This window comes from Aliiroseovarius salicola, from assembly GCF_027891095.1.
GTDB lineage: Bacteria > Pseudomonadota > Alphaproteobacteria > Rhodobacterales > Rhodobacteraceae > Aliiroseovarius > Aliiroseovarius salicola.
In genome coordinates, this window is the sequence record NZ_JAQIIO010000001.1 from 457,094 (window position 1) to 482,489 (window position 25,396).

At 56.9% G+C, this 25,396-nt stretch carries 28 protein-coding genes and 2 tRNA genes; 16 read left to right on the forward strand and 14 right to left on the reverse strand.

Annotation, left to right across the window (positions count from 1 at the left end):
* Positions 1-27: 27 nt before the first annotated feature.
* Entirely contained in the window at positions 28-336 is a 309-nt protein-coding gene (locus O2N63_RS02315; protein ID WP_271052495.1) for an HNH endonuclease family protein, read from the forward strand.
* 154 nt (positions 337-490) lie between these two features.
* On the opposite strand, the gene O2N63_RS02320 is transcribed toward O2N63_RS02315, so the two are convergent.
* Together O2N63_RS02320 and O2N63_RS02325 are read right to left on the reverse strand one after the other, a co-directional pair.
* Positions 491-1,105 (reverse strand): enoyl-CoA hydratase/isomerase family protein, encoded by a 615-nt coding sequence (locus O2N63_RS02320; RefSeq protein ID WP_271052496.1) that lies wholly within the window; start codon positions 1,103-1,105, stop codon positions 491-493.
* Entirely contained in the window at positions 1,102-1,857 is a 756-nt protein-coding gene (locus O2N63_RS02325; RefSeq protein WP_271052806.1) for an SDR family oxidoreductase, read from the reverse strand. Before O2N63_RS02325 ends, O2N63_RS02320 begins: the two co-directional genes overlap by 4 nt.
* Positions 1,858-1,999: 142 nt before the next feature.
* On the opposite strand from O2N63_RS02325, the gene O2N63_RS02330 reads away from it, so the two are divergent.
* From O2N63_RS02330 to O2N63_RS02345, 4 genes are all read left to right on the forward strand, one after another.
* Positions 2,000-3,343: a TldD/PmbA family protein gene (locus O2N63_RS02330; RefSeq protein WP_271052497.1), complete on the forward strand. Its 1,344-nt coding sequence runs from the start codon at positions 2,000-2,002 to the stop codon at positions 3,341-3,343.
* Complete coding sequence (locus O2N63_RS02335; RefSeq protein WP_271052499.1) at positions 3,344-4,111, forward strand: inositol monophosphatase family protein; 768 nt, start codon at positions 3,344-3,346, stop codon at positions 4,109-4,111. It begins immediately after the preceding gene.
* Between the two features lie 122 nt (positions 4,112-4,233).
* A complete protein-coding gene (locus O2N63_RS02340; RefSeq protein WP_271052500.1) occupies positions 4,234-5,271 on the forward strand; it encodes a LacI family DNA-binding transcriptional regulator in 1,038 nt (345 codons plus the stop codon).
* A 41-nt stretch (positions 5,272-5,312) separates the two neighbouring features.
* Positions 5,313-5,389: transfer RNA gene (locus tag O2N63_RS02345), tRNA-Arg, on the forward strand.
* Between the two features lie 77 nt (positions 5,390-5,466).
* Here the strand turns inward: O2N63_RS02345 and O2N63_RS02350 are convergent.
* The 3 genes from O2N63_RS02350 to O2N63_RS02360 form a co-directional block, all read right to left on the reverse strand.
* Positions 5,467-5,542: transfer RNA gene (locus O2N63_RS02350), tRNA-Thr, on the reverse strand.
* Positions 5,543-5,618: 76 nt separating this feature from the next.
* Entirely contained in the window at positions 5,619-7,115 is a 1,497-nt protein-coding gene (locus O2N63_RS02355; protein ID WP_271052501.1) for a heme biosynthesis protein HemY, read from the reverse strand.
* A 10-nt stretch (positions 7,116-7,125) separates the two neighbouring features.
* On the reverse strand, positions 7,126-7,998 hold the full coding sequence (locus O2N63_RS02360) for a COG4223 family protein (protein WP_271052502.1): 873 nt from the start codon (positions 7,996-7,998) through the stop codon (positions 7,126-7,128).
* Between the two features lie 61 nt (positions 7,999-8,059).
* Between O2N63_RS02360 and O2N63_RS02365 the strand changes: the two genes are divergently transcribed.
* Positions 8,060-8,623 carry a hypothetical protein gene (locus O2N63_RS02365; protein ID WP_271052503.1) on the forward strand — a complete coding sequence of 188 codons (564 nt, stop codon included), beginning with the start codon at positions 8,060-8,062 and terminating at the stop codon, positions 8,621-8,623.
* A 16-nt stretch (positions 8,624-8,639) separates the two neighbouring features.
* Here O2N63_RS02365 and O2N63_RS02370 read toward each other — a convergent pair whose 3' ends face one another.
* Positions 8,640-9,365 (reverse strand): uroporphyrinogen-III synthase, encoded by a 726-nt coding sequence (locus tag O2N63_RS02370; protein ID WP_271052505.1) that lies wholly within the window; start codon positions 9,363-9,365, stop codon positions 8,640-8,642.
* A 97-nt stretch (positions 9,366-9,462) separates the two neighbouring features.
* Here O2N63_RS02370 and tsaD point away from each other — a divergent pair, with 97 nt between their 5' ends.
* From tsaD to O2N63_RS02395, 5 genes are read left to right on the forward strand one after another with little or no spacing between them, the layout of a single operon-like run.
* Positions 9,463-10,563, forward strand: a complete 1,101-nt coding sequence (gene tsaD, locus O2N63_RS02375) for a tRNA (adenosine(37)-N6)-threonylcarbamoyltransferase complex transferase subunit TsaD (RefSeq protein ID WP_271052506.1) — start codon at positions 9,463-9,465, stop codon at positions 10,561-10,563.
* Positions 10,560-11,507, forward strand: a complete 948-nt coding sequence (locus O2N63_RS02380) for an NAD(P)H-dependent glycerol-3-phosphate dehydrogenase (RefSeq protein ID WP_271052507.1) — start codon at positions 10,560-10,562, stop codon at positions 11,505-11,507. Before tsaD ends, O2N63_RS02380 begins: the two co-directional genes overlap by 4 nt.
* Before the next feature lie 15 nt (positions 11,508-11,522).
* Positions 11,523-11,789, forward strand: coding sequence for a YciI family protein (locus O2N63_RS02385; protein WP_271052508.1), 267 nt, complete (start codon positions 11,523-11,525; stop codon positions 11,787-11,789).
* Positions 11,789-12,208, forward strand: coding sequence for an EVE domain-containing protein (locus O2N63_RS02390; protein WP_271052509.1), 420 nt, complete (start codon positions 11,789-11,791; stop codon positions 12,206-12,208). The genes O2N63_RS02385 and O2N63_RS02390 overlap by 1 nt, the downstream gene beginning before the upstream one ends.
* A 44-nt stretch (positions 12,209-12,252) precedes the next feature.
* Positions 12,253-12,648 (forward strand): DUF1761 domain-containing protein, encoded by a 396-nt coding sequence (locus O2N63_RS02395; protein WP_271052510.1) that lies wholly within the window; start codon positions 12,253-12,255, stop codon positions 12,646-12,648.
* 321 nt (positions 12,649-12,969) lie between these two features.
* Here O2N63_RS02395 and O2N63_RS02400 read toward each other — a convergent pair whose 3' ends face one another.
* The gene (locus O2N63_RS02400) at positions 12,970-13,311 is read right to left on the reverse strand and encodes a DUF2853 family protein (RefSeq protein WP_271052511.1); all 342 of its coding nucleotides are present in this window, start codon (positions 13,309-13,311) and stop codon (positions 12,970-12,972) included.
* Positions 13,312-13,474: 163 nt separating this feature from the next.
* On the opposite strand from O2N63_RS02400, the gene lysM reads away from it, so the two are divergent.
* Both lysM and trpB read left to right on the forward strand, forming a co-directional pair.
* On the forward strand, positions 13,475-13,891 hold the full coding sequence (lysM, locus tag O2N63_RS02405; RefSeq protein WP_271052513.1) for a peptidoglycan-binding protein LysM: 417 nt from the start codon (positions 13,475-13,477) through the stop codon (positions 13,889-13,891).
* Between the two features lie 179 nt (positions 13,892-14,070).
* On the forward strand, positions 14,071-15,276 hold the full coding sequence (trpB, locus tag O2N63_RS02410) for a tryptophan synthase subunit beta (protein WP_271052514.1): 1,206 nt from the start codon (positions 14,071-14,073) through the stop codon (positions 15,274-15,276).
* 141 nt (positions 15,277-15,417) lie between these two features.
* Here trpB and ahcY read toward each other — a convergent pair whose 3' ends face one another.
* Complete coding sequence (ahcY, locus tag O2N63_RS02415) at positions 15,418-16,803, reverse strand: adenosylhomocysteinase (protein WP_271052515.1); 1,386 nt, start codon at positions 16,801-16,803, stop codon at positions 15,418-15,420.
* 72 nt (positions 16,804-16,875) lie between these two features.
* Positions 16,876-17,196 (reverse strand): hypothetical protein, encoded by a 321-nt coding sequence (locus O2N63_RS02420; RefSeq protein WP_271052516.1) that lies wholly within the window; start codon positions 17,194-17,196, stop codon positions 16,876-16,878.
* 188 nt (positions 17,197-17,384) lie between these two features.
* On the opposite strand from O2N63_RS02420, the gene O2N63_RS02425 reads away from it, so the two are divergent.
* Positions 17,385-17,978, forward strand: a complete 594-nt coding sequence (locus tag O2N63_RS02425) for an HD family hydrolase (RefSeq protein WP_271052517.1) — start codon at positions 17,385-17,387, stop codon at positions 17,976-17,978.
* Positions 17,979-18,239: 261 nt separating this feature from the next.
* Here the strand turns inward: O2N63_RS02425 and O2N63_RS02430 are convergent, their stop codons facing one another.
* From O2N63_RS02430 to O2N63_RS02450, 5 genes are all read right to left on the reverse strand, one after another.
* Entirely contained in the window at positions 18,240-19,109 is an 870-nt protein-coding gene (locus tag O2N63_RS02430) for a LysR family transcriptional regulator (protein ID WP_271052518.1), read from the reverse strand.
* A gap of 217 nt (positions 19,110-19,326) precedes the next feature.
* A complete protein-coding gene (locus tag O2N63_RS02435; RefSeq protein WP_271052519.1) occupies positions 19,327-19,650 on the reverse strand; it encodes a hypothetical protein in 324 nt (107 codons plus the stop codon).
* A complete protein-coding gene (locus tag O2N63_RS02440) occupies positions 19,647-20,819 on the reverse strand; it encodes a glycosyltransferase family 61 protein (protein WP_271052520.1) in 1,173 nt (390 codons plus the stop codon). The genes O2N63_RS02435 and O2N63_RS02440 overlap by 4 nt, the downstream gene beginning before the upstream one ends.
* A gap of 14 nt (positions 20,820-20,833) precedes the next feature.
* Positions 20,834-21,388 carry an ActR/PrrA/RegA family redox response regulator transcription factor gene (locus tag O2N63_RS02445; RefSeq protein WP_271052521.1) on the reverse strand — a complete coding sequence of 185 codons (555 nt, stop codon included), beginning with the start codon at positions 21,386-21,388 and terminating at the stop codon, positions 20,834-20,836.
* Between the two features lie 111 nt (positions 21,389-21,499).
* Positions 21,500-22,117, reverse strand: coding sequence for an SCO family protein (locus O2N63_RS02450; protein ID WP_271052522.1), 618 nt, complete (start codon positions 22,115-22,117; stop codon positions 21,500-21,502).
* Positions 22,118-22,231: 114 nt separating this feature from the next.
* Between O2N63_RS02450 and regB the strand changes: the two genes are divergently transcribed.
* Complete coding sequence (gene regB, locus O2N63_RS02455) at positions 22,232-23,629, forward strand: sensor histidine kinase RegB (RefSeq protein ID WP_271052523.1); 1,398 nt, start codon at positions 22,232-22,234, stop codon at positions 23,627-23,629.
* Positions 23,630-23,737: 108 nt separating this feature from the next.
* Positions 23,738-25,366, forward strand: a complete 1,629-nt coding sequence (locus tag O2N63_RS02460; RefSeq protein ID WP_271052524.1) for a PAS-domain containing protein — start codon at positions 23,738-23,740, stop codon at positions 25,364-25,366.
* Positions 25,367-25,396 lie beyond the last annotated feature (30 nt).

Below are 25,396 nucleotides of genomic sequence, written 5' to 3' on the forward strand. Positions count from 1 at the left end.
ATCGAAACTGCAGGAGTTGATAGTGTCTTGACCCTAAAGCGCAAGAGCCTTGATCCGATTTGCCCATTGTGTGGCCGGCATATCCCGACTGACGTCAGGCAAAGCCGACACCATCTGGTGCCGCGGCTGCGCGGTGGCAAAGGGGGGGAAACCGTACTGCTTCATCAGATCTGCCACAATCAGATCCACCTGGTGGCAAGCGAAACCGAGCTTGCGCGGGAGTACGCCACGATTGATGCGCTGCGCGCGCATCCTGAATTGGCGAAGTTCATCCGTTGGATCGCCAAGCGCCCGCCGGATTATTATGCGGTGACGAAAGGGCCGCGGCGGCGGTAGAAGGGGCGCTGCCCCTCGCGAGACAAGCTCGCTCACCCCGAGGTATTTTCGGCAAGAAAAAAGAGCCCGACCACCGGATGATTTTTTACGTTAGGATATCGCCCGTTATCCCTCGGGTGTATCTAGGGGGTGCAGGCAGCCCTGGTTTGCGGGTTCAGGCGGGCAGCATCGCTTTCATCGCCGCCACATGGTCAGGGCTTTGGCCGCGGGCGTGATCTGCGAGATCGAGCGCAGAGGTTATCAGCGCATCCGCATCGACAATCCGATCTATCAATCCCCAGGACAGCGCCTCTTCTGCGAGGATTTTCTGCCCGGCCATCAGGATCATTTTGCTTCGGGCGGGTCCGATCAGGGCTGCCATGCGCGACGGATCGGAGGGTTGTGGCAGAAATCCCAGTTTCATCACCGGATAGAAAAACTTGGCCGTGGGCACCGCAATGCGGATGTCACAGGCCAAGGCCATGCCCATCGCGCCACCCGCCAGCGTGCCATTGAGGGCGGCGATCGTCAGGCAGGGCGCGCGGGCGATTGCGCCCGAGAGGCGCTCCCACACGTCGTCCGTGGCGAGCCCGGCACGGGCTTCATCAAGGTCGGCGCCGGCAGAAAACACCTTACCTTCGCCGGTCAGGATCAGAACGCGCGCGTCCCCTGCTGCGCCTTGCGCGATCTGCGCCAGCTCTTCCAACATCGCTTTGGTCAGCGAGTTGGCCTTGTCCGGGCGGTTGATTGTCACCGTCCAGACCCCGTCATCCTTGATCAGATTGATCATCCAAAAACCTCGGCCCGTTGGCGTATTGTCACATCACGAAGCGAGATTTCCTCACCCAGAAACTCATCCGCGTCCTCGGAACACATCCAGACAAGCGCGCGGGCCACCCATTCGGGCGGAATATGTTCTTCCCAATTGAGTTGCGCCACGGCGTTGATTCCCGATGTCTTGATTTCGCGCTGCATCTGGGTGGCGACGGTGCCGGGCGACAGGCCGATGGCACGAATTCCCTTGCCCGCGCCTTCCTTGTGGAGTGCCTTGGTCATCATATGCACCCCGGCCTTTGAGGCGCAGTAATGGGCCCAGCCTTCGAGCGCATTATGCGCCGCACCCGAGCTGATGGTCAGGACCGACCCACCGCCTTGCGCCGCCATGATCGGCATCACGGCGCGGATACCGTAGTAGACACCTTTGAGGTTTACGTCGATCACATGGCCCCATTCCTCGGGATCGCTGTTGATTATCGGGCCGATGGGATCAATCACACCTGCATTGTTGATCAACACATCGATGCGGCCAAACTTCTTCATGCCCGCGTCCACAGCCGCTTTTACATCCGCCCAGCGCGACACGTCACAGGGCACGGCAAGTGCACGGTCCTCGCCAATCGCCCTAGCGATCGCATTGATCTGCGCTGTGCCACGCGCAGTCAGCACCACGTTGGCCCCGGCAGCAGCAAATATATGGGCACTTGCCTCGCCAATCCCACGGCTCGCGCCGGTGATCAGCACTGTTTTTCCGGTCATATCCAACATGTTGGGTCCCTCCTGCCTCTAAGCCTAACGGATGCGTTCGGGCGTGACCAGCACCGACGTTGCGTGCTGACAGCACTGTGACCCTTGCGAGAGGCCCGCCCACGGTTTACCTGAAAGAGACACAATCGAAGGAACGCCCATGACCCGGCTTGAAACCCTGACCGAACAACTTCTGAGCGCCGCAAACCGTGCGGGCGCCGATCAGGCGGACGCATTGGCGGTGGACGGCACCTCTGTGTCGATCGATGTGCTGGGCGGCAAGCTTGAACATGCGGAGCGATCCGAAGGGGTGGATATCGGACTGCGCGTGCTGATTGGACAGCGACAGGCGATTGTCTCGGCGTCAGACACGTCACAAGCAACGATTGACGCGATGGCAGAGCGTGCAGTTGCGATGGCCAAGGAAGCACCAGAAGATCCGCATATCCGGCTGGCTCGCGCTGACGAACTGGCCACATCTTGGGATCTGGGGCCGCTGGAGCTGGCAGATCCTTCAGCAGAACCCGACCCAGCGGAGTTGGAGCGGGATGCGGCAGAGGCAGAGGCGGCGGCACTGGCTGTCAAAGGTGTGACACAAGTGTCATCTGCATCGGCTGGCTATGGGCGGCATCAGTTCCACCTGGCGACCTCAAATGGATTTTCCGGCGGGTATGGTCGCACCAATCGCGGCACCTCTACCGTGGCGATCACCGGCGAAGGCGCATCGATGGAGCGGGATTATGCGGGCGAAATGCGTGTCTTTCAAACCGATCTGCCCAGCCCGCAGGAAATTGGCACCAAGGCAGGCGAACGCACTGTGGCCATGGCCGGAGCAAAGAAACCACCCACAGGTGCCTTTCCGGTTCTGTATGACGAACGGATTTCCGCCTCATTGATCGGGCATCTTCTGTCCGCCTCGAACGGGTCGATGATTGCCCGCGGATCAAGTTGGCTGCGTGATTATCTTGGCGAAGAGATCCTGCCCAAAGGCATCGACCTGATCGAAGATCCGCTGCGCCCGCGCGTGATGGGATCGCGCCCGTTTGATGGCGAAGGCTTGGCGACACGCGCCCGGAAAATCATTGACGGTGGCGTGCTGACGGGCTGGACTTTGGATCTGGCCACGGCCGACAAACTGGGCATGGAAAGCACGGCAAACGCCGCACGGGGCACATCCTCGCCCCCCGGCCCGTCAATTTCCAATGTGGCGCTGACACAAGGCGACAAAAGCCGCGAAGACCTTATGCGAGATATGGGCACCGGGCTGCTGGTCACCTCGATGATCGGGTCGACCATCAACCCTACAACTGGAGACTATTCGCGCGGGGCGTCCGGGTTCTGGATCGAAAACGGCGAAATTGCCTATCCGGTGAATGAATGCACCATTGCGGGCAACCTTCTGGCGATGCTCAAGACAATCATCCCGGCCAATGACGCCGAGCCACATCTGAGCCGCCTGGTGCCGAGCCTTCTGGTCGATGGCATGACCCTTGCGGGTGCATAAGTGAGCGACCTTGACCTTCTCTTAGATGCGGCCCGTGCGGCGGGTAAGATCTCCATGGGCTATTTTCAGGACAATCCTGAAATTTGGCACAAAGAAGGGGATCAAGGTCCGGTGACCGAGGCCGATCTGGCCGTGGACAAGATGTTGCACGCTGATCTTCTGGCCGCGCGCGACTATGCCTGGTTGTCAGAAGAAACCGAAGACAACAAAGACCGGCTTGACGCCGAGAGCGTATTTATCGTCGACCCGATTGACGGCACGCGCGCCTTTATTGAAGGGGCTTATCATTGGTCCCACTCGCTTGCGGTTGCCACGGGAGGCATCGTGCAGGCGGCAGTGGTTTACCTGCCCGCGGCTGACAAGCTTTACGCCGCCGAGCGAGGAAAAGGGGCGACGCTGAATGGCGAAACCATCACCGTGTCCGCGCAGAACGAGATAAACGGGGCCACCGTGCTGGCCGCCAAACCCAATCTGGATCCGTGGTTCTGGAAAGGGGCCAAAGCGCCACCGGTCACCCGCGCCTTCCGGTCATCTCTCGCCTATCGCCTGTCTCTCGTGGCAGAGGGGCGGTTTGATGCCATGATGACCCTGCGGGGAACCTGGGAATGGGATGTGGCGGCAGGCGGCCTGATCGTCGAAGAGGCCGGCGGCGATGTCAGCGACCGCCGTGCCAGGCTGGTGCGCTACAACAATCCGACCCCGATGATCAACGGATTGGTTGCGGGCAATGCACCGGTGCATCACGGGCTGGTGGCCCGCCTTCTTTGAACAGAGCTGTCTTCAGGGCCTTGTAAGGTTTTGTTAGAACTAACATTCAATAAAAAATAGGCTTTGCGGATCGGATCTCAGACGCTAACACTATAGGCACGATTTTGAGAGAGGTGCCCGAATTGCCCGAACAGCCGTCCACTCCCGCCCGCCGTCCCCTGACATTGCGCGATGTATCCGAAGCTTCTGGCGTCAGTGAGATGACAGTCAGCCGCGTGTTGCGCAATCGAGGAGATGTCAGCCAAGCAACCCGGGAAAAGGTCCTGGCAGCGGCAAAAGATCTTGGCTATGTGCCCAACAAGATCGCGGGCGCCTTGGCCTCGCAGCGAGTGAACCTTGTGGCGGTGATCATCCCGTCGCTGTCCAATATGGTGTTCCCCGAAGTCATGACCGGCATCAACGAGGTGTTGGACGAAACGCCACTTCAGCCCGTTGTGGGTGTGACGCAATACGATCCCGAGCGCGAAGAGAAAGTGCTTTACGAAATGCTCTCGTGGCGGCCATCCGGGGTCATCATCGCAGGGCTTGAACACAGCGAAAACGCCAAGGCAATGCTGCGTGCAGCAGGCATTCCAGTGGTCGAAATCATGGATACAGATGGCCCGGCGATTGACGCCTGCGTGGGCATTTCCCACCGCCGCGCGGGCCGCATGATGGCTCAGGCGATCCTCAAGGCGGGATATCGCAATATCGGCTTTCTTGGCACCAAGATGCCGCTCGACCATCGCGCCCGCAAACGGTTCGAAGGCTTTACCGAGGCGCTGGCCAAAGAGGGCATCGAGATCATGGATCGCGAGTTCTATAAGGGTGGATCGGCTCTCGCCAAGGGGCGTGAGATGACCGAAGCGATGCTCGAACGCACTCCAGAGATCGATTTCCTCTATTACTCCAACGACATGATCGGGGCCGGCGGGCTGCTGTATTGCCTCGATAAAGGCATCGCCGTACCGGGCCAAGTTGGTCTGGCAGGGTTCAACGGAGTTGAACTGTTAGAAGGTCTGCCACGGAGATTGGCCACCATGGACGCGTGCCGTCTGGAAATCGGCCGGGCCGCAGCACAGATCATCGCCGACCGCGCCGCCGAAGCAGGACTGGCCGGAGGGGAGCGGGTCGAACTTGCACCAAAAATCGAAGCGGGTGACACGCTCAAGCGACGCTAGACAACGCGGCCTTGTCCAATTAGACGACAGAAAGTCGATGCGGCCCCGTGGCTCAACTGGATAGAGCAGCCCCCTCCTAAGGGGCAGGTTGCAGGTTCGAATCCTGCCGGGGTCGCCATATCAAGCAATATCCAAATTTTTCACACAGAGACTGGTTCGCCTTTGCAGGCGGAAGATTCGTATTATTATTGAAAATGGTGCCTCAAGAGGGACTCGAACCCCCGACCTTGTCCTTACGAAGGACCTGCTCTACCAGCTGAGCTATTGAGGCACTGCTTTATTTGTGCGCGGGTCTTTAGCATCGTCCCGCGCTCATGTGTAGCCCCAAAATCGGCGCGAATTGAAAATCAGGCTTTTTCTTCGCGAACGTAATCGGATGGGGTGACGATGACTTCGCCTTCCAACGGCGCATCCTGTTTCTGCTCTGGGGCGGTTTCCTCTTCCACCTTTCCAACTTCAACTGGGGCATCCTCACCCACAATCAATGGCATCATGTCTGCGCCGCCTGTCATCTGCCCTTCCCTCTCTGGGGCTCGTGTCCAGGACAGCGTATCAAACCCATCGCAATTGTCACAAACCGGTGCCCAGTCGGCATGGATGTGATTGCATTTGTCACAAACCCATTGCGGACCGCGCGGGGCGGTCACGGCACGGGTCAGAAGGGCGCGTACGGTCTTGTCTTCCGCCCCTTCTCCGCGCTCGATAGCGGCCAGCAATGTCAGCGCCCGCTGCGACGGCTCGGTATCCGGCAGGGTGCCCAGCGCCTTACGGGCCGCAACATAGTCTGCCGCCGCGATGTTCAGCTCTGCCAGCAGCATCCGGGTTTCCGCATCCCCTTCACGATGTTTGGTCAGGGTACGGAAGCGATTCAGGCGGGCGTTGGGGGTTTCATCGGGCTCAATCTCGGCAAATGCCGCCGCGATGGACGGGTGCGGTTGCGCCGTCCAAGCCTTGGTCAGCACACGGGCGGCGTAACGTGGTTTGCCCTGTTCAATATAGGCGCGTGCAGCCATGACCGCCGCAGGGACAAGGTCAGGCGAGAGGCGATTGGCTTCGATCGCCGCTTCGCGTGCCTCGATAGATTTGCCCTCTTCCAGCACATCTTTGGCCTCAGAAAGCGCCAGAACCGCATCGCGACGTTTGTGCACGTCCCGCGGTAGGCCACCATATTTCACCTTGGTCGTCAGCGTTTTACGCGCGCCGGTCCAGTCCCCCTCGCTGGCCTGCATACCCAAAAGCGTGTCCTGAGTGTCAACATGGCGTGGCTTGAGCGCGAGCGCCTTTTCCGCCAGACGCATGGCGGTTGCGGTATCACCTTCTTCAAGCTTCTGTTTCATCAGGCCGCGCACACCAACAAATCTTGTGCGCTCATCATTCAACAGTCTCTTGTAGACCTGAGTGGCCTTGCGCTTGTCCCCGGACATTTCCGCTGCTTGGGCGGTGATCAGGTTGGTCAGCTCCGGGCGGCGTAGAAACTTCTCGGCCCGATTGGCCTTGGCCATGGCGGTGGATCCTTCGCCAGAGGCAAGCGCCATCAACCCGTCGGCCAGCGCTTCATAGCCCTTCTTCTCGCGTGAACGGTCGAAATAGCGTGATATCGCCGTTTCATCGCCATTGAGGAACCGCACTACAGCCCGTAGAAAGCCGAGCAGCACCACAATAAGCCAAACCGCAACGATCAGCACACCCAGCAGGATTACCGCCTGAAGCGGGCCGAGGTTCAGCTCAAGTGTGCCGATTGCCACCTGAATTCCCCCGTCCAGTTCCAAGAGCGTACCTGCCCCAAGGGTCAGCGCGGCAATTGCCACGACAAAAAGGATAATCTTGAAAAGAGACCAAAGCATCGAAATATCCTTATTTGCTGTTCACGAGCTGGGCGAGTGTTTCGCCTGCGGCAAGGGCGTCTTTACGGGCAGTGGCATCTGCGACCCACGCAGCAAGCGCGGGCTGACCGGCCTCCGGCATCGTGGCAAGCTCATCCAATGCAGCACCAATTTGGCCAGACTTCAACGCCGCTTCGGCCCGCGATAGGATTGCATCGGGATCATTCCCTTCTTTCGGAGACAGCGAGCGGGTGCCCAATTGTAGGCGAAGGAAGGCCGAGACACGATCAATCTCACCGGCTTCAACCGCCGACCGGATCGACACATCCAACGCAGCGCGGGCGGCTTCGGGGAAGCCTGCCTGAAGATTGGCTAGGGTCGGTACGCCGTTTTCCGCATGGGCCGACAGGGCCGCAGGGGTTTCGACCTCGGCCTGTTGGGTCAGGTCAAACAGCGCGTCCCCATAGGGTCGCCCTGTATCAAGGGCGGCCAGAACTCGGGCAAGGGCTGCGCGGGCGCCGGCAGCCTTGGCTGCTTCGGCGGCACTTTCTTCCAAGGTGGCGGCATCTTCTTTGGCCGAGGTGATCTTGGCCAGCTCTGCATCCAGCATCTGACGCATCTGCTGTAGCTCGCGTTCATATGCGGACGCTGCGGCGGCTGCTGCTTCCATGCCCGAGCCCTGCGGCAGTTTTTCGACTGTATGCAGGCGGTTTTCAAGGTCACTCAAGGTGGCGCTCATCGCCTCAAGCTGCGTGCGCAGCTGGGCAAATTCTCCGCTGATTTCGCCGCGTGCCACATTCAGGCTGTCATCACTTTCAAGCGCAGCAAGGGCGATTGCATGTTCCTGCCCTGAGGCTTCGATGGCACTCAGGCGTTCTGCTTGGGCGGCCAGTTCAACCGCCATCGGGTCTTCACCTGAGCCAAACGGCCATTGATCAGGGTAGCGTGCCGCACCGAACCCAATAGTGGCTGCAATTGCCCCCCCCAACAACAAAGGCAGAAAATTGCTGGATTTCGCCGCAGGCGCGGGTGCGGAAGTTGAAGGCTTGGTGGACGGCTTTGCAGTCGCACCATCCGATTTTATTGCAGGGGCATCCTGCGCGGTTTTCTTGGTGTCAGTCTTGGGAACAGACGACTTCACTTCCACAGGCTTATCGGTTTTCGCTTCTAGTGTCGTGTCGGCTTTCTTCTCGGAACTTCCTTCAGCCGGTGCCGCTTTTGAAGCTTTTGCCGAAGACGCCTTGGATTTCACGGATTTCGACGCCGCAGTTTTGGAGGTTTTTGGTGCTTTCGTGGGTTTCTCATCCGGCTGTTTTTTCACCACCGCATCCTCAACCGATGCTTTCACCTGCTTCGATCCGGCTTTAGTCGAGGGCTTTGAGGCGGTTTTTGCAGGGGATTCGGCAGAGGCCTCAGTGGGTTTCTTTGAATTGGCCAATGTCAGAACCTTTCGAATCTCAAATAAAATCCAACGCCAGGGGCGCTATACAAGACTAGCTCGGGCCTATCCGACCCTCAAGCGGGCTTAGCGACATCCTTAGCGCGTCACGCGTCACAGAGGGATGCGACAATCCTGCCCACCATCATCACCTGTGTCGGTGCCGGGCATATTTCAACCAGACCGTGGTCGGGAATGTCCGACCATTCGTCTTGCCAGGCTTGCGCCACCGCGTCGCTCAATGCGATCACGCGCAGCTTCGGCCCCGGGGTTTGCCCCTGTCCACATATGTCTTTTGCAATCAACCGTGCCGAGCGCGGCGAGAAAAGGGGAAGGAGGGCAGGATCTTCCCCGGTTATCAGCGCGCGGGCATCATCGGTCAGGGGGAGCGCACGTTGGTCATAGGTGATGTGCTCGGCACACCCATATTGCGCGGCAAGATCCTGAGACACATGTGCGCCGCGCAAATAAATCACCGAACCTTGCAGTTCAGGCTGCTCTTTCATCAAGCTAACCGCATCCATAGCAACCGCCTTGACCTGTGCTTTAGCCCCCCGAGCCGCCTCCGCAGTCCGGGCACCAACACAATAGGCCAAAAGCCCAGAGAGATCCCCCCAGACCGCGTTGGCAGAGGTAAGAAGAACCGAACGATATGAAGACAGGTCAGGCCAATCACCAATCCGCTCAATCTCAAGCACCGGCGAGTCGACGGATGGGATGGCCTCACCAAACTCTGCCTCACAGGCTGCAAGCAACCGCGCATTTCCCTCGTGAGGGCGGGTCAGCAGCAATTTGGGCAGGATCGGCATTCGATCCGAGGCATGGTGCGACATGGCAGGCCTGTTGTCTCCTCTATCCTAGGGTGTTACCCCGGCAGAACGTTTACCGCAACAAGGCCTACCATGTATCATGAGCGGGCGGGATAACATCGTGACTGAGAAGAGTTTGATATTTCTAGGGCTGGAAAGCTCGTGCGACGACACCGCGGCGGCGGTGGTGCGCCATGCACCGGGCACGCCGCCCGAAGTGCTGTCGTCCGTTGTGGCCGGGCAAACCGAGTTGCATGCCGATTTTGGAGGCGTTGTGCCCGAGATTGCCGCACGCGCGCATACCGAAAAACTTGATATCTGCGTTGAAGAAGCGCTTGAGACGGCTGGAATGTCCTTGACGGATTTGGATGCGATTGCTGTCACTGCCGGGCCGGGGCTGATCGGCGGTGTGCTGGCAGGGGTTATGTGCGCCAAAGGTCTATCAGCCGGGTCGGGCCTGCCATTGGTGGGGGTGAACCATCTCGCTGGGCACGCGTTGACACCCCGGCTGACAGATCAGACCGAGTTTCCTTACCTGATGCTTCTGGTCTCAGGCGGGCATTGCCAGTTCCTGATTGCCAAGGGACCAGAAGAGTTCAGCCGTCTTGGCGGCACCATCGATGACGCTCCGGGCGAAGCCTTTGACAAAACCGCAAAGCTATTGGGATTGCCGCAACCCGGCGGGCCATCCGTTGAACGCGAAGCGTTGAAGGGGGATGAAACGCGGTTCCGTTTCCCGCGCCCGCTTTTGGATCGCCCCGGCTGCGACATGAGTTTCTCTGGCCTCAAGACCGCGCTTTTGCGTGAACGCGATCGGCTAGTGGCGGAACATGGTGGACTGTATCGTCAGGATCGCGCCGACCTTTGCGCAGGGTTTCAGGCCGCCATTCGTGATGTGCTGGCAGAAAAATCCCGCCGTGCGCTTTCGGAGTATCTTTCCCTGTCCCCCACCACCCCGACCCTCGCCGTGGCCGGAGGGGTTGCTGCGAACAAGTCCCTGAGAATGGCACTAGAGGCTGTTTGTGAACAATTTAACACTGCATTCCTTGCCCCGCCCCTTGCGCTTTGCACAGACAATGCGGCGATGATTGCCTGGGCCGGGATCGAACGATTTCGGGCGGGACAGGTGGATGGGATGGATCTGTCGGCCCGCCCCCGTTGGCCGCTTGACCGCACAGCCCCCGCCATGTTGGGATCTGGGAAAAAAGGAGCCAAAGCATGAGCATTTCAGTGCTAGGCGCAGGCGCTTTCGGCACCGCGCTTGCGATTTCTCTGGCCCGTGATGGCACGCGAGTCACCCTTTGGGCGCGCTCGCCCGGCAACATGCAGGAAAGCCGCGACAATCCTAATCGCCTGCCCGGCTTCTCGTTTCCCGATCCTCTGGACGTGACCGGTGATCTGAACAGGGCCTGTAAGGCAGATATCCTGCTCTTGGCCACCCCAATGCAACAACTCGCCGGCTTTTTACGGGACCATCAGGCGCAGTTTGCCGGGAAAGCTCTGGTCGCCTGCTGTAAGGGCGTTGATCTGGCATCGGGGTTGGGCCCGGCTGAAATCATCCGTACAATTGTTCCTGATGCCACCGCCGCGATATTGTCCGGCCCCAGTTTTGCCGTGGACATTGCAGGCGGGCTGCCTACCGCGCTGACCTTGGCCTGTGAGAATGGTGCAGAGCTTCAAAGCGCACTCTCGACCAGCAACCTGCGCATCTATCGGTCCTCCGACCTGGTGGGTGTTGAGCTGGGCGGCGCATTAAAAAACGTGGTGGCCATTGCCTGTGGCATCGCCATGGGGGCCGGGCTTGGCGAAAGCGCCCGCGCCGCATTGATGACGCGAGGCTACACTGAAATGCAACGCTTCGCCCTTGCCAATGGAGCAGAAGCCGAGACATTGGCAGGGCTGTCGGGATTTGGCGATCTGGCTCTGACCTGCGCATCTGAGAAGTCCCGCAACTTTGCCTTCGGATTTGCCCTTGGGCGCGGCGAGACCTTGCCAGAAGGCACGACAGTTGAAGGCAAAGCCACGGCCAAGGCAGTCTCAGCTCTGGCCCGGCGCAAAGGGTTGGAAATGCCAATCGCGGACATGGTGGTTGCCATTCTGGACAAGCACCTAACCATCAATGAGGCCACTGAAGCGCTGCTTGCGCGGCCCTTGAAAGAAGAATGAAACAGGAGAGTTGAAATGCTGGTAGCGGTAATTTGCACCGACAAAGACGGCGCGATTGAAACACGTAAAGCCAATCGCGATGCCCATGTGGCCTATTTGAAAGAAACCGGTGCTGTACAGGCTGGCCCATTTCTGAACGCTGATGGCATGATGTATGGGTCACTGATCGTGCTTGAGGTAGAGGACATGGCCGCCGCCAAATCCTGGGCCGCAAATGATCCATATGCAAAGGCGGGTCTCTTTGCAGACGTGCGGCTGGAGCAGTGGAACAAGGTGATCTAATGGCTTACTGGCTGTTCAAATCCGAAGTCTCGACTTGGAGCTGGGATCAGCAGGCGGCCAAGGGTGAGGCAGGCGAAGAGTGGGACGGCGTGCGCAACTATCAGGCACGCAATCACATGCGGAACATGACGATCGGTGATCTCGGATTCTTCTACCACTCGCAGAAGGAAAAAGAGATCGTGGGTATTGTCGAGATCTGCGCCGAAGCCCACCCTGACAGCACAACCGACGATGAGCGGTGGGAATGCGTGGACATCAAGGCGGTGCGCGCCCTGCCCAACCCGGTGACCCTTGCCATGTGCAAAGAGGATCCGCGCCTGTCGGATATGGTGCTGGTCAACAATACCCGACTGTCGGTGCAGCCCGTTACCGCTGAAGAATGGGCCATTGTGCTTGAACTTGCCGGAGATCGGGGCTGACGCCATACTCCTTTCCGTAAGCGTAACAGCGGGAAGGAAAGTATATGGGCATTCTATCCGTTCTGGTTGCGGCAATCGCGGCCTATGCCTTTGGGTCGGTCTGGTACATGTCGCTGGCAAAACCGTGGATGGCAGCGTCTGGTGTTACCGTCGGAAAAGATGGTCGCCCAATGAACGCTGGCGATCCGAAACCATATATTGTGGCGTTCATTATGGCTTTGTTGGTGGCTGGCATGATGCGCCACATCTTCACCATGGCCGGGATCGACAGTGCCGGAAAAGGGTTGATCACCGGGCTTGGTCTGGGGCTTTTCGTGGCGGCGCCGTGGATTGTGAACAACGTGATGTTCTCTGACCGATCGAAATCCCTGATCTGGATTGACGGCGGCTATGCAGCCGGTGGATGCGCTGTTGCCGGTCTGGTTCTCGGGCTGTTCTGACGGCATTCAATTCCCAAGCACCAGACGTAAAAAAACCGGCTCTCGCCGGTGCAATAAAAAAGGAGGGGACCGCGCCCCATCGGACCCCTCCTTCCACCCCACGTGCTCCCTCAGCACCACACGCGTTCAATCTGTAAGAGGTCCGACCATCCTAGTCTTCGTGTACTATGTAGCGGGATATCTAAGGGAAAATCAATCTCGTTTCATTTCCAAAATTATTCAAAATCAATATGTTACGCGAAGAATTTGTTAACAGAAACCGCAAAGAAAAACGCGGCTCCGAATGTTCAGGGCCGCGTTAGAAACTGTGACAGTCTGCTCTTAGCCGTAGACCGACTCTTTGCCGAAATGCTTGACCAGCATGTAGTAGACAACCGCGCGATATTTGTTGCGCTCGGAACGGCCATAGGTATCGATCACCGCATTAATCGCATCCATCAGCTGCGGACCATCCGATAGGCCCAGCTTTTTGATCAGAAAGTTTTCTTTGACGGTGTCCAGTTCGCTATCCTGTGTGGCGGCGACGGTGGACGCATCGTCGTTATAAATCGCCGGACCACAACCGATGGTTACTTTGGTCAGCAGATCCATATCCGGCGTCATGCCGCATTTATTCTTCAGATCATCTGCGTATTTCGCAATAAGGTCGTCTCTCTTACCCATAAGTATGCTCCCAATAGTTGACGAAGGCTTAGCCTTTCCGCTTCGAACTCTATGCGCAAATCGCAACAACACAAAGGAAAACATTGCCCCTGTATTCCCCCTTAACTTTTCACGGGAATTGGGTCAGGTTGTATGCAATTTCAGTTCACTTCAGGAGGAAAACATGGGTCTTTGGAGTTTTGTAAAAGGGGCCGGCAAGGCGCTCTTCGGGGATGACGAGGCGTCAACCGAAGAAACCCTGACCAAGGAAGTGTCCGATCTGGGCATCGACACCTCTGGTTTGGACATCAAGCTGGACGGCGAAAAGGTCACCGTATCCGGTGGTGAAAACCTCAGCGCCGAAGAGCGTGAAAAGGTCATTCTGGCTGTGGGCAACGTGGAAGGTGTCGCCGAGGTCGAAGCCAATGTCGAAAACGAGCCAGTGTTCCACACGGTTCAGAAAGGCGACACGCTTTGGGCAATCGCCGAAAAGACACTCGGCAATGGTGCGCACTATCAGAAGATATTCGAAGCAAACCGCCCGATGCTGTCGGATCCTGACAAGATTTATCCGGGGCAAAACCTGCGCATTCCGCAGTAAGCTCATCGCAAATTTCGGAAAATGCGGCCGGATCTTCTGGCCGCATTTCTTATTCGAAGGCTAATAAAATTACTTAACGCATTAAGATATCGTAATTTTAACTTGAGCCCATCGCCGTTTCCCTGTCTGATCCCCTCGAATGACCGCAATGATCGAATTTTGACAGGAGACGCTGACGCATGGGCTACCTCAAATCCACCCCGACCCGCGATGGTTACTTTGGCGAATACGGGGGGGCCATGCTGCCGCCGCCGCTGGAACCGCATTTCAAAGAAATCCGCGAGGCCTACGACCGGATCGCCAAGTCGGCAGACTTCATCGCCGAGCTGCGTCACATCCGTAAACATTTCCAAGGGCGTCCAACCCCTGTCTCCTATCTGAAAAACCTGTCTGACATGTGCGGCGGCGCGCGTATCTACGCCAAACGCGAAGACTTGAACCACACCGGCGCGCACAAGCTCAATCACTGCATGGGCGAAGGGCTGCTGGCCAAGTTTATGGGCAAGACCAAGCTGATGGCCGAAACCGGCGCCGGTCAGCACGGCGTGGCCCTCGCCACTGCCGCGGCCTATTTCGGGCTGGAATGTGAGATCCACATGGGTGAGATCGACATCGAGAAAGAAGCCCCCAACGTGACCCGCATGAAGCTGCTGGGGGCTAAAGTGGTTCCCGTTGGTTTTGGTGGTCGTTCGCTGAAAGAAGCGGTCGACAGCTGTTTCAACGCCTATGTGCCCCAGGCCGACACGGCCCTTTTCGCCATCGGTTCTGTCGTAGGCCCACACCCGTTCCCACTGATCGTACGTGATTTCCAGCATGTCGTCGGTGTTGAAGCGCGCGAACAGTTTCTCGAAATGACCGGCGAGTTGCCCGATATGGTTGCCGCCTGCGTGGGTGGCGGCTCAAACGCCATGGGTCTCTTCTCCGGCTTCATCGATGAAGAAGACGTGTCGCTGCACGGAGTTGAACCCATGGGCACCTCCTCAAAACTGGGCGAGCACGCCGCCACCATCACCTTCGGTGAAGACGGTGAGATTCACGGCTTCCGCACCATGGTCCTGAAAGACGAAAACGGCGAGCCGGCTCCGGTGCACACCGTGGCATCGGGTCTTGATTATCCCGGCGTTGGACCAGAACACGCTCACCTTCATCGCATCGGCAAAGCAAACTACACCGCCGCTGATGACAAAGAAGCGCTGGCGGCCTTCTACGCTCTCTCACGTCACGAAGGTATCATCCCCGCTTTGGAAAGCGCGCACGCGGTCGCTTTCGCCATGCGTGAAGCGCCAAAGAACCCGGGCAAATCGATCCTGATCAACCTGTCGGGCCGCGGTGACAAAGACATCGACTACGTCACCGAAACCTTTGGTTTTGGTGAGGACCAATAAGCGAAAACCCCTGCGTTTTTCTTGCTGCAAATACCTTGGGGTGAGCGGCGCAGCCGCGAGGGGCAAAGCCCCTCCCCACCCACAAAAAAGCAAAGCGCCGCCCGAAAGGGCGGCGCTTTTCCATGTCATAACAGCCGTTGATCAGTAGCGGTAATGCTCTGGCTTGAACGGGCCGTCCACGGTCACGCCAATATAATCCGCCTGCTCTTTCGTGAGTTGCGACAGCTTCACACCAATCCGGTCAAGATGCAGCTTGGCCACTTTCTCATCCAGATGCTTGGGCAGGATATAGACGTCGTTGTTATACTCGTCACCCTTGGTCCACAGCTCGATCTGCGCCAACACCTGGTTGGTGAAGCTGGCCGACATCACAAAGCTTGGGTGGCCGGTGGCATTGCCGAGGTTCAACAGACGCCCCTCGGACAGAAGAATGATGCGGTTGCCCGAGGGCATCTCGATCATATCCACCTGTTCCTTAATGTTGGTCCATTTGTGGTTTTTCAGCGCAGCAACCTGAATTTCATTGTCGAAGTGACCAATGTTGCCAACAATCGCCATATCCTTCATCGCACGCATATGCTCGATACGGATAATGTCCTTGTTGCCGGTGGTGGTGATGAACACATCAGCGCTCGACACCGCGTCTTCCAGCGTCACAACCTCGAACCCGTCCATGGCGGCCTGAAGCGCACAGATCGGGTCGATCTCGGTCACCTTCACACGCGCGCCGGCGCCGCGCAGAGATGCCGCAGACCCTTTGCCCACGTCACCATAACCACAAACCACAGCCACTTTACCGGCCATCATCGTGTCGGTGGCGCGGCGGATACCGTCCACCAGCGATTCCTTGCAGCCGTATTTGTTATCAAACTTCGACTTGGTGACACTGTCATTCACATTGATCGCCGGGAAAGGCAGTTCACCCTTTTTCACTAGGTCATAGAGGCGATGCACACCGGTGGTGGTCTCTTCCGACACGCCTTGGATGGCGTCACGGGTCTTGGTAAACCAACCCGGCGTTTCGGCCATGCGCTTGGCAATCTGCTTGTGGATCACCTCTTCTTCTTCCGAGGTCGGAACGCCAAGATCTTCGCCAGCTTCGGCGCGGGCACCCAAGAGAACGTAGAGGGTCGCATCCCCACCATCATCGAGGATCATGTTTGGACCTTCCGGGAACAGGAAGGATTTGTCGAGGTAATCCCAATGCTCTTCCAGCGACTGGCCCTTGATGGCAAACACCGGAACACCCGCAGCAGCAATCGCAGCAGCAGCGTGGTCTTGGGTCGAGAAAATATTGCACGACGCCCAGCGCACATCCGCACCCAGCGCCACCAGCGTTTCAATCAGAACCGCGGTTTGAATGGTCATGTGAAGCGAACCGACGATGCGCGAACCTGCAAGCGGTTTCGTGTCGCCGTATTCTTCGCGCAGGGCCATCAGCCCCGGCATTTCGGTTTCGGCAATATCGAGTTCTTTACGGCCGAAATCTGCCAGATTGATATCTTTGACGATGTAATCCTGGGTCACCGGGACCTCCATAACGATCTTGTTTCAGAGGCTCCGTATCACTCTCGACGTTCTTTCGCAATGTAACCTGTCTTATCCGGCAATATCCGGAGTTTTTCGAACATCTGGCATCTTGCCGTGCCAGTTTTTGCCGGCTGCCACAATACAGCTAACGCCATTTGCATTGGTAACGAGAATGGTAAAGCTGCCGGTTTCCGGTGAAGACCAGACTTCAAGCAATTCCTTCTGGCTTTGCAACCCGCCGCCAACAAGACCCTCGCTATATTGGGCTGAAAGTTTCTCAACCAAATCAATGCGTGGGGCGCAGCTTGGCATGGCGTGAGCGGCTGGAACGGGCGGGGCCAGCGACGCGGCGCCGAAGATGAGTGCGGATGATACGAGACGTTTGAACATGGTGGTTTCCTTTCCGTATGAAACGGACAAGCTGCCATGTTTATTTGTTTGTTTTTTTCGCCTCTTGGGCAGCCTGCCCAGATGTGCTTACTGTCTTCTAATTATATGGTGACTGTGCCAAAAAGATGCACATCAAGCCCTGACACAGTTGCGTGTATCCATCACCATCCTTCGGAGTATAGCAAAAAATGGCTTCAAAACCAAGAGCTTGGCAGAGAATGCTTTCGGGGCGCCGTCTGGACTTGCTTGATCCGACCCCTATGGACATCGAAATCGAAGACATTGCGCATGGTTTGGCATTTGTCGCACGCTGGAATGGGCAGACTTTCGGTGACTTCCCGTATTCGGTGGCGGAGCATTCACTATTGGTCGAACAGATCTATGGTCGTCTTTATCCCAAGGCACCGGTGAAATGGCGCCTTGCTGCCCTTCTGCACGACGCACCGGAATATGTGATTGGCGACATGATCTCACCTGTGAAAAACGCCGTTGGCTCCGGATATGGCGAGTTGGACGAGCGATTGACCACGGCCATCCACGTGCGGTTCGGCCTGCCTGCCAAAACACCAGTGACGGTCAAAAAGGCGATCAAACGGGCGGATAAGATTTCTGCCTGGCTTGAAGCCACTCAAATCGCAGGGTTTTCGGTGGAAGAGGCGAACAAACTTTTCGGGCGCGCAAACCCCGAATACACCCGAGGACTGGATATCCACTTGCGCGCGCCCCGCATTGTGCGCGAAGCGTTTACCGAGCGCCACAATGCGTTGTTGGCAGAATTATGATCACACCACTTTGGGTCCCCAACCGGTTCTCAGGACATATGTGACTTGATCACCCTGATTGTCAAAAGCTGGGCCGGTGATCGGGTTTCAACCCCTTATCAAGCCGAGTTCAGACAATCCCTGCAATACGCCTGCGGGCTGACGAATAATCCACACTTGTGATGCCCATGATGTGGGACGCAGCTGGATCGGAGTTGCTTTGTTCACCGCAAGTGTTCAAGCCGCGATTTCTGCTGAAATAGAGAATACCTAACACTCAGATCATTCAATGGATTTCAGCCAGCGAATAAATGTCCTGGCGTGGTCCGACGGCCGACCATTTGGTGTGACAATGTAATACCCAAGATCGGTGGCGGGCAGTTCGCGAAGCGCAACCAACTCTCCCGCCGCCAGATCGGCCTCGACCATGGGCCGTTTCAATACGGATACTCCCAAGCCAGAACGCACGGCCGCAAGGGTCATGGGATAGGTTGCAAATTTGGTGATTTTTGCTTGGTCTGCCGTGACCCCAAGCTCTTCCATATACAGATTTTGCTCTGGCCACCCCTCATCAATCAACCAGGGAAGTGCGCAGAGTTCCGCATCATCCTTCGGAGAAACCCCGCACAACAGTTCTGGACGCCCGACAATTACGAAAGCAGCGGGCACCAGCAGTTCAGATCGAGTATTTGGCCAATTCCCGCGCCCATAGCGCAACGCTAGATCAAATCCCTGAAGGCGGAGGTCAACACTTTCCTGGGCCGGGACAAGAACCAAGGGGATATCGGGATGCGTGGCCCAGAACCCACCCAGACGGGGCATGATCCAGTTTTCAGCGAATGCGTGGGTAAGTGTGACACGAAGCGGGCGGCTGTCACCTGCCTTTCGCATCTGCCTTACTCCGTTGGCAATGCTTGCAAACCCCTCGCCCAGCGCTTGAGCTAACACCTGCCCTGCATCGGTCAGCTCCATTCCGACACCCGCCCGAAACACCAGATCCTGTCCAAACTCCGCCTCCAGTGCACGAACATGCTGTGCGATGGCGGCATGTGTTACGTTCAACTCTCGTGCAGCAGCGGAAAATGATCCATGTCGCGCAGTGGCCTCAAATGCACGCAGGGCTGAAAGCGAGGGGATATCACGCCAATCCATATGTTAGCTCACCTATCATCTAAGAAATCATCCTGATTGGAAATATGTTACAAAGCAAGCCTATGCTGACTCACAAGCTAAAAGGAGACTGACACCATGTTAAATATACTTGCAGATAGCTTTGGCGTTGCAACGCGGATGGGTGCATCCACAAAGCGGCCAGAGCACATGGGCTGTCCCCACCCGAAGCCAGCACCTGACAGTCGCCGAGATCAGGTCAGGATGCGCAGGTCAAACCCTGTGACCGCGCGCCCTTGCGCCAGCCAACGAACCTCTCAGGTGTGAAACTGAGCACAAGGTCCCCCCATTGGTAGCGCGCTGTGATGTCCGCAGGACATCCGCTCAGGGATCGGACCTTGCGCATCCCCATTTCACGGTCGAGGATTGGCACCACACCCATTGGGGACCGCCCGAAATCAATGCGTTTATCATGTGGCAGCACCAAAATCCCTTCTAGGTCCGGCACAAAAGTGACCGATGATGTGGTCGGTTTGGCCTGACAGCCAGCCAGCACCAGCAACAAGAGCACAATCCGCGTCATTTTGCTGAAGAGCGCGCCGCCTGACGCTCCGCACGAAGTACCTGACGGCGTCTGCGCACGTATTTGATGTATTCTGTATATCCGGTCTTGTACTCAAGCCCGCTTTCCGCCCAAAGCGCTTTCCGCTCGTCTTCACCGATCGATTGCCAAGGTGATTGATCACCGATGAAGCCATCCTGATGGAGCATTTCACCAAGTTTGGCAAAATCGATATCCCCATAGGCCATGCGATTGCTCTTCGGCTTGTCCTCTGGCACCCATTCGGTAATCAGCGCATTGTAAACACGCGCCTCTTTCCCGGTGAAGCTCGCAATGTGGTTTTCCAGAAACCGCACCGCGCCATCTTCTCGGCGCCGGATCATGGCCAAATCCTGATCGGCATTGCACACCATTGCTGCAATGTGGAATGCAGACCCATCAAGGCCCACGATCTTTTTCGCGGCTTTATAGCGCGCGATCTGAGTCGGCAGATCATGTTTCTCGGGATAGAAGACTTCATACCCTTCGGCACGCATCTTTTCCTCGATACGTTTTTCGCCGAGAACCCCGCCCAGATGTGACCTCAGCGCAGCCCGAGATACATAGAGCTTGTCCGGCCCATCTGGCTGCACGTCTTTCGCAAAATGTGCATGGACCATGGCGCGCATCTCAGCTGTACCATGGGATATTTCGCCCAGACCAAAACCCTGCCCCGGCACGATCAGCTCTTCAACTCCGATGGGCTCATAGGCAACCTTAATCGGTTTTGAGATCCCCAATTGTTCAAAAAAGGCACGGTGAAATGGCATCACGATATCGGTAAATCGCGGGCGCTTGGGGCAGAAGATAACCCCCTCGATCTCATCTTCGAAATCGTGATAGGGCCAGAGGCGATTGGTGCTTTCGACCAGAAAATGCCCGAAGTGCCGCCATAACATGCCCCCCCAAAGCCATTTGCCCGAGAGCCGTTCAACCGGTGCGTTCCGCTCGGTTGGCTCCTGGGTTAGCTGACGAAACTTACGCCAAAGCGCACTTTGCGGCACAAAAGTTCCATCGCCATCGAATACGCCCGCTTCCTGCACGAAACCGCTCGTTGTCGCAGGTTCGATATGCGCATTGGACACGCGGGTCAGGCTGTTGGACCAGCCTGTGTTGGGCAGGGGTTGTGTCTTAGGATCAAAAGGATCCATCAAATCTCACTTGCTTACTTCGGGCTACGTTTTGCGAGAATTCGCTGCAACGTTCGGCGGTGCATATTCAAGCGGCGCGCGGTTTCAGAGACGTTCCGGTCGCAAAGCTCATAGACGCGCTGAATATGCTCCCAACGCACGCGGTCTGCGGACATGGGGTTTTCCGGCGGCGGCGGGAGTTCGTCGGGCTGTGCCAGAAGCGCATTGGTAATGTCATTGGCATCCGCCGGTTTCGACAAATAGTCAGTGGCGCCCAGTTTGACGGCGGCCACGGCTGTAGCAATGGCGCCATAACCAGTCAGCACGACAACGCGCGCGTCAGGCCGCTTTTCGCGAATGACTTCTACAACATCCAAACCGTTCCCGTCATCAAGCCGCAGGTCAATAACCGCATAGGCCGGGGGGCGTGCTGTGGCGATTGCCTTGCCGGCAGTTACAGAACCAGCCATCTCGGGCTCGAAGCCGCGTTTTTCCATGGCACGGGAAAGACGACGCAGGAACGGTTCGTCGTCATCCACCAGAAGCAGCGATTTGTCTTCGCCGATTTCGCCCAATTCCTCGTCTGACATGGCACCCCCTCCGGGTCGCTTGCATTCTTGTGAAAATTTGTAGGGCTTTGCTTCCCTGGGGTCAAATTCTACGCAACGTTATCCGCAAAGCGCGGAATACAACCCCGACAGTCACCCTTCCGCATCAATGAAGCAACCAACCCGATCGGCCATATCCTGCGGTGTGTCGTCGCGTTTGAAAAACTCAAGAAATCCGCTTTTCGGAGTGACGAGATAGGTAAATGTCGAGTGATCCACCAAGTAGTATTCCGGATCCCCGTCCTGCTTGCGATAATAGGTCTTGTAGGCCTTGCTGGCCGCACGGATTTGCGCTGGGGTGCCGGTGAGGCCAATCATGTCGGGGTGAAGGTAATCGGTAAATTCGCGCACCTCCTCAACCCCGTCGCGCTCTGGATCAATGGTGACGAAGGCCAGTTGCGCGTCATAACCCTCCGTTTGCAGCAGATCGAGTGCCTCTGCATTACGAGCACTATCCAGCGGGCAGACATCCGGGCAGAACGTATAGCCAAAGTAAATCAGCGTCGGTTTGGTGATCAGATCCTTGTCGGTCACTGTTTCACCGTTTTCGTCCACCAGCTCAAACGGTCCGCCAATTGAAGCCGCTCCTGTGCCAACAGAATACTCACGGCATTGCGCAAACTGATCCTCGTCGCCGGTTGTCACATAGACCGTAACGCCCAACAGAACGGCCACAGCTACGGCGGCGGTTGCGGCATAGACTCGCATCATCGGTATTCTCCAATCTCTCTTGCGGGCATTGATCGCGCTTTCTTGGAGGACTAACAAGAGTTCAGGATGCCGCAACCCCGAAGGCAGACATTTTTGCGACAGGAGTGATCACGAATGTTTGAACCCTCGCCCAGCCCGGATATACCCAAGGTGAGCGGCCAATGGGTGAGCCTGCGCACTTTGGTGCTGCTGCGCTGGGCCGCCATTCTGGGGCAGATCACCGCCATTGCTGTGGCGATCCTGTTCTATTCTCTTGAGATCAACCTCTTATTTGTTGGCTTAGCCATCAGCTTGGGTGTCTCGGCCAATCTGATCACATTGGCATTTTACGCAAAAAACACGCGCCTGAACGAGCGGCAGGCAACACTGTGGCTCTTGTTTGACACGTTTCAACTGGCCTTTATGGTGTTTCTGACGGGCGGGGTTCACAATCCGTTTGTCGTGCTGATCGTCGCACCGGTTACAGTTGCGGCAACCGCGCTCTCCACCCGCTCGACCATGGTCGTCGGCTTGGCCGCCATTGCCGCGACGACATTTGTCGCCATTTTCAATCTGCCGCTTCAAACCCAAATGGGCTTTGCCCTGCGAATGCCTGAGATCTTCGTCTTTGGTCTTTGGGTGGCCGTTGTTGTGTCAATCGGGTTCCTTGGGCTTTATACACACCGGATCTCATCCGAAATCAAATCCATGTCCGAGGCGCTTCTGGCAGCACAAATGGCGCTGGCGCGTGAACAGAAACTGACCGATCTGGGTGGGGTTGTGGCCGCTGCTGCGCATGAACTGGGCACCCCATTGGCGACGATCAAACTGGTGTCTGGCGAACTTGCCGAAGAGCTGAAGGGACAGTCGGACCTGATTGAGGATGTGCGGCTAATTGCCGAGCAAACTGATCGGTGCCGCGACATCCTGCATTCCATGGGACGTGCCGGGAAAGATGATATGCACATTCGATACGTGCCCCTGTCCGCACTGGTCGAAGCAGCGGCCGAACCACATATGGATCGCGGCATTGAGATCAGCATCGCGATAGAAGGCGACGAAACCGATCAACCCTATCTGGCACGGCGCCCTGAAATCATTCATGGCCTCAGAAACTTGATCCAGAATGCCGTTGATTTTGCATCAACCGCTGTTTGGATCGATCTCAGCTGGTCCGAGCGAAAGATCACAATTCGCGTAATCGACGATGGGCGCGGATATGCACCCAATGTGATCGACCGGATTGGCGATCCATTCATTCGTCGACGCAGTTCCGACCCACAACGCGGACAGCGCAAAGAATACAAAGGCATGGGGTTGGGCCTGTTCATCGCCAAGACGCTGCTGGAACGCACTGGTGCCCGGTTGAGTTTTGCCAATGGCGCCGGACCCTATACCGGCCGACCGCACCCGCGTGAGAAGTCAGGTGCAATTGTTCAGGTCAGCTGGCGGCGCAGCGATTCGGAGAAGGATGGCAGCCTGGAACGGAGAGAGAACATAGCTGGGCTTGGAGAGAATATTCACTTCGAATAGCCCTGCATTTCATGAAAATACGGATAAAATTTCGTGAATTAAACACTCATTAACTTTCCCATCCCAAGGATTGATCAGGGTTAACAGCCCCAATCTTGGGACAGAAAAATGCTGAATTCACTTATGGCCGTGGCTTTGGTGCTGACTGCGCTCTGCGTCGCCCTCGCCGCTCTTTACATCCTGTCGATCTCACATCAACGGCGCCAATTCACCTTGGGCCAGATGGCCGATGCTGAACGCGACACTGCGATTTTCCTTTTTGACGATCAGAATCTTGTAGACGCCACCGAGTGTGGTTGGGCAATGCTAGATGCCGTCGAAAAACAAAAAAACAAATCCGACTGGATGCAGTTGTCACAGGTTTTGCGTAGCCATTTTTACGATCTAGATACCCGCATATCTGAACTTGGCGAGAACGGGGAACTGGATCTTTTGGCCCATGACGGTCCCTATCGGCTGCGTGCTCAATTGCGCCGAGGGCTCGCCCGGATCGAATTTATTGACGATGGCCCGAACACAAGCGTCGATACCCACCACCTTGCCTCTCTCAAGGAAGAGGCCGCGTCATTGCGCTCAACCACCGAGCATCTGCCATTCCCGATCTGGCGCGAAGATGAAAACCGCAACATCACTTGGGCCAATCGCCGCTATCTAGACTTGGCGGAAAGCCTGCACCCAAACCCGGAAATCACCCCCTGGCCCCCGCATAAGATCTTTGACAAACCGCATTTGGCTGAGGTCACCGACCATGATCTGCCGCGGCGCGTTGCCCTGCCCGGTGGGCCAGAGGGTCATCGCAAATGGTTTGAACTGCATGATCTGGTATTGGGCACCGAAACACTCCGCACCGCCCTGCCCGTGGATCGTCTGGTTAAGGCAGAAAACAGCCGTGCAGAGTTCATTTCCACATTGGGCAAGACCTTTGCCGACCTCTCTGTTGGCTTGGTGATTTTTGATCGCAAACGTCAACTGGCTGTGTTCAACCCCGCCCTGAACGATCTGGTGTCACTGCCAATCGAGTTTTTGGTGGGCAAACCCTCCCTGTTCCGGTTTCTCGACCACCTGCGGGAAAAGCGCATGATGCCTGAACCGAAAGACTACAAATCCTGGCGTCAACAGATGTCGGATCTGGAATGTGCGGCAGTAAACGGCACCTATGAAGAAACTTGGTCCCTCCCTTCCGGGCAGACCTATCGTGTCACCGGTCATCCGCATCCAGAAGGGGCCGTCGCCTTTTTGTTTGAAGATATCACTGCCGAAATCTCGCTCACCCGCAGGTTCAGGGCAGAACTTGAAATGGGACAATCCGCACTGGATTGCATCGAAGATGCCATTGCCGTCTTTGCCCCTGGTGGCACATTGGCCATGTCCAACAACGCTTATACCAAGCTATGGGGCTGCGACCCGGAGAGCACGCTGTTGGATATCAGCATTTCAGATGCCTGCATGACTTGGAGGCATAAATCCCGCCCAACCGATATCTGGGACAGGATCCAGATCGCTGTGGCAGATCACAACCGCCGTGAAAAATGTTCTGAAGTGTTCCATCTCTTGAATGGGCGGAAGGTGACTTGCCATATCAAACCGATGGTACGGGGCGCTACAATGGTCAGCTTTTCTGCTTCAACTGATCTTCCCGCTTCACCCATGCGCCAAAATCATGCTGATGGAAATCAGGTTGCAAAAAGACTATCTGACAGACCAATAGAAACCCACACGACCACAAACAGTGCGTGATGCGCTTTCCGCTGCCGTCGTATCAAAATC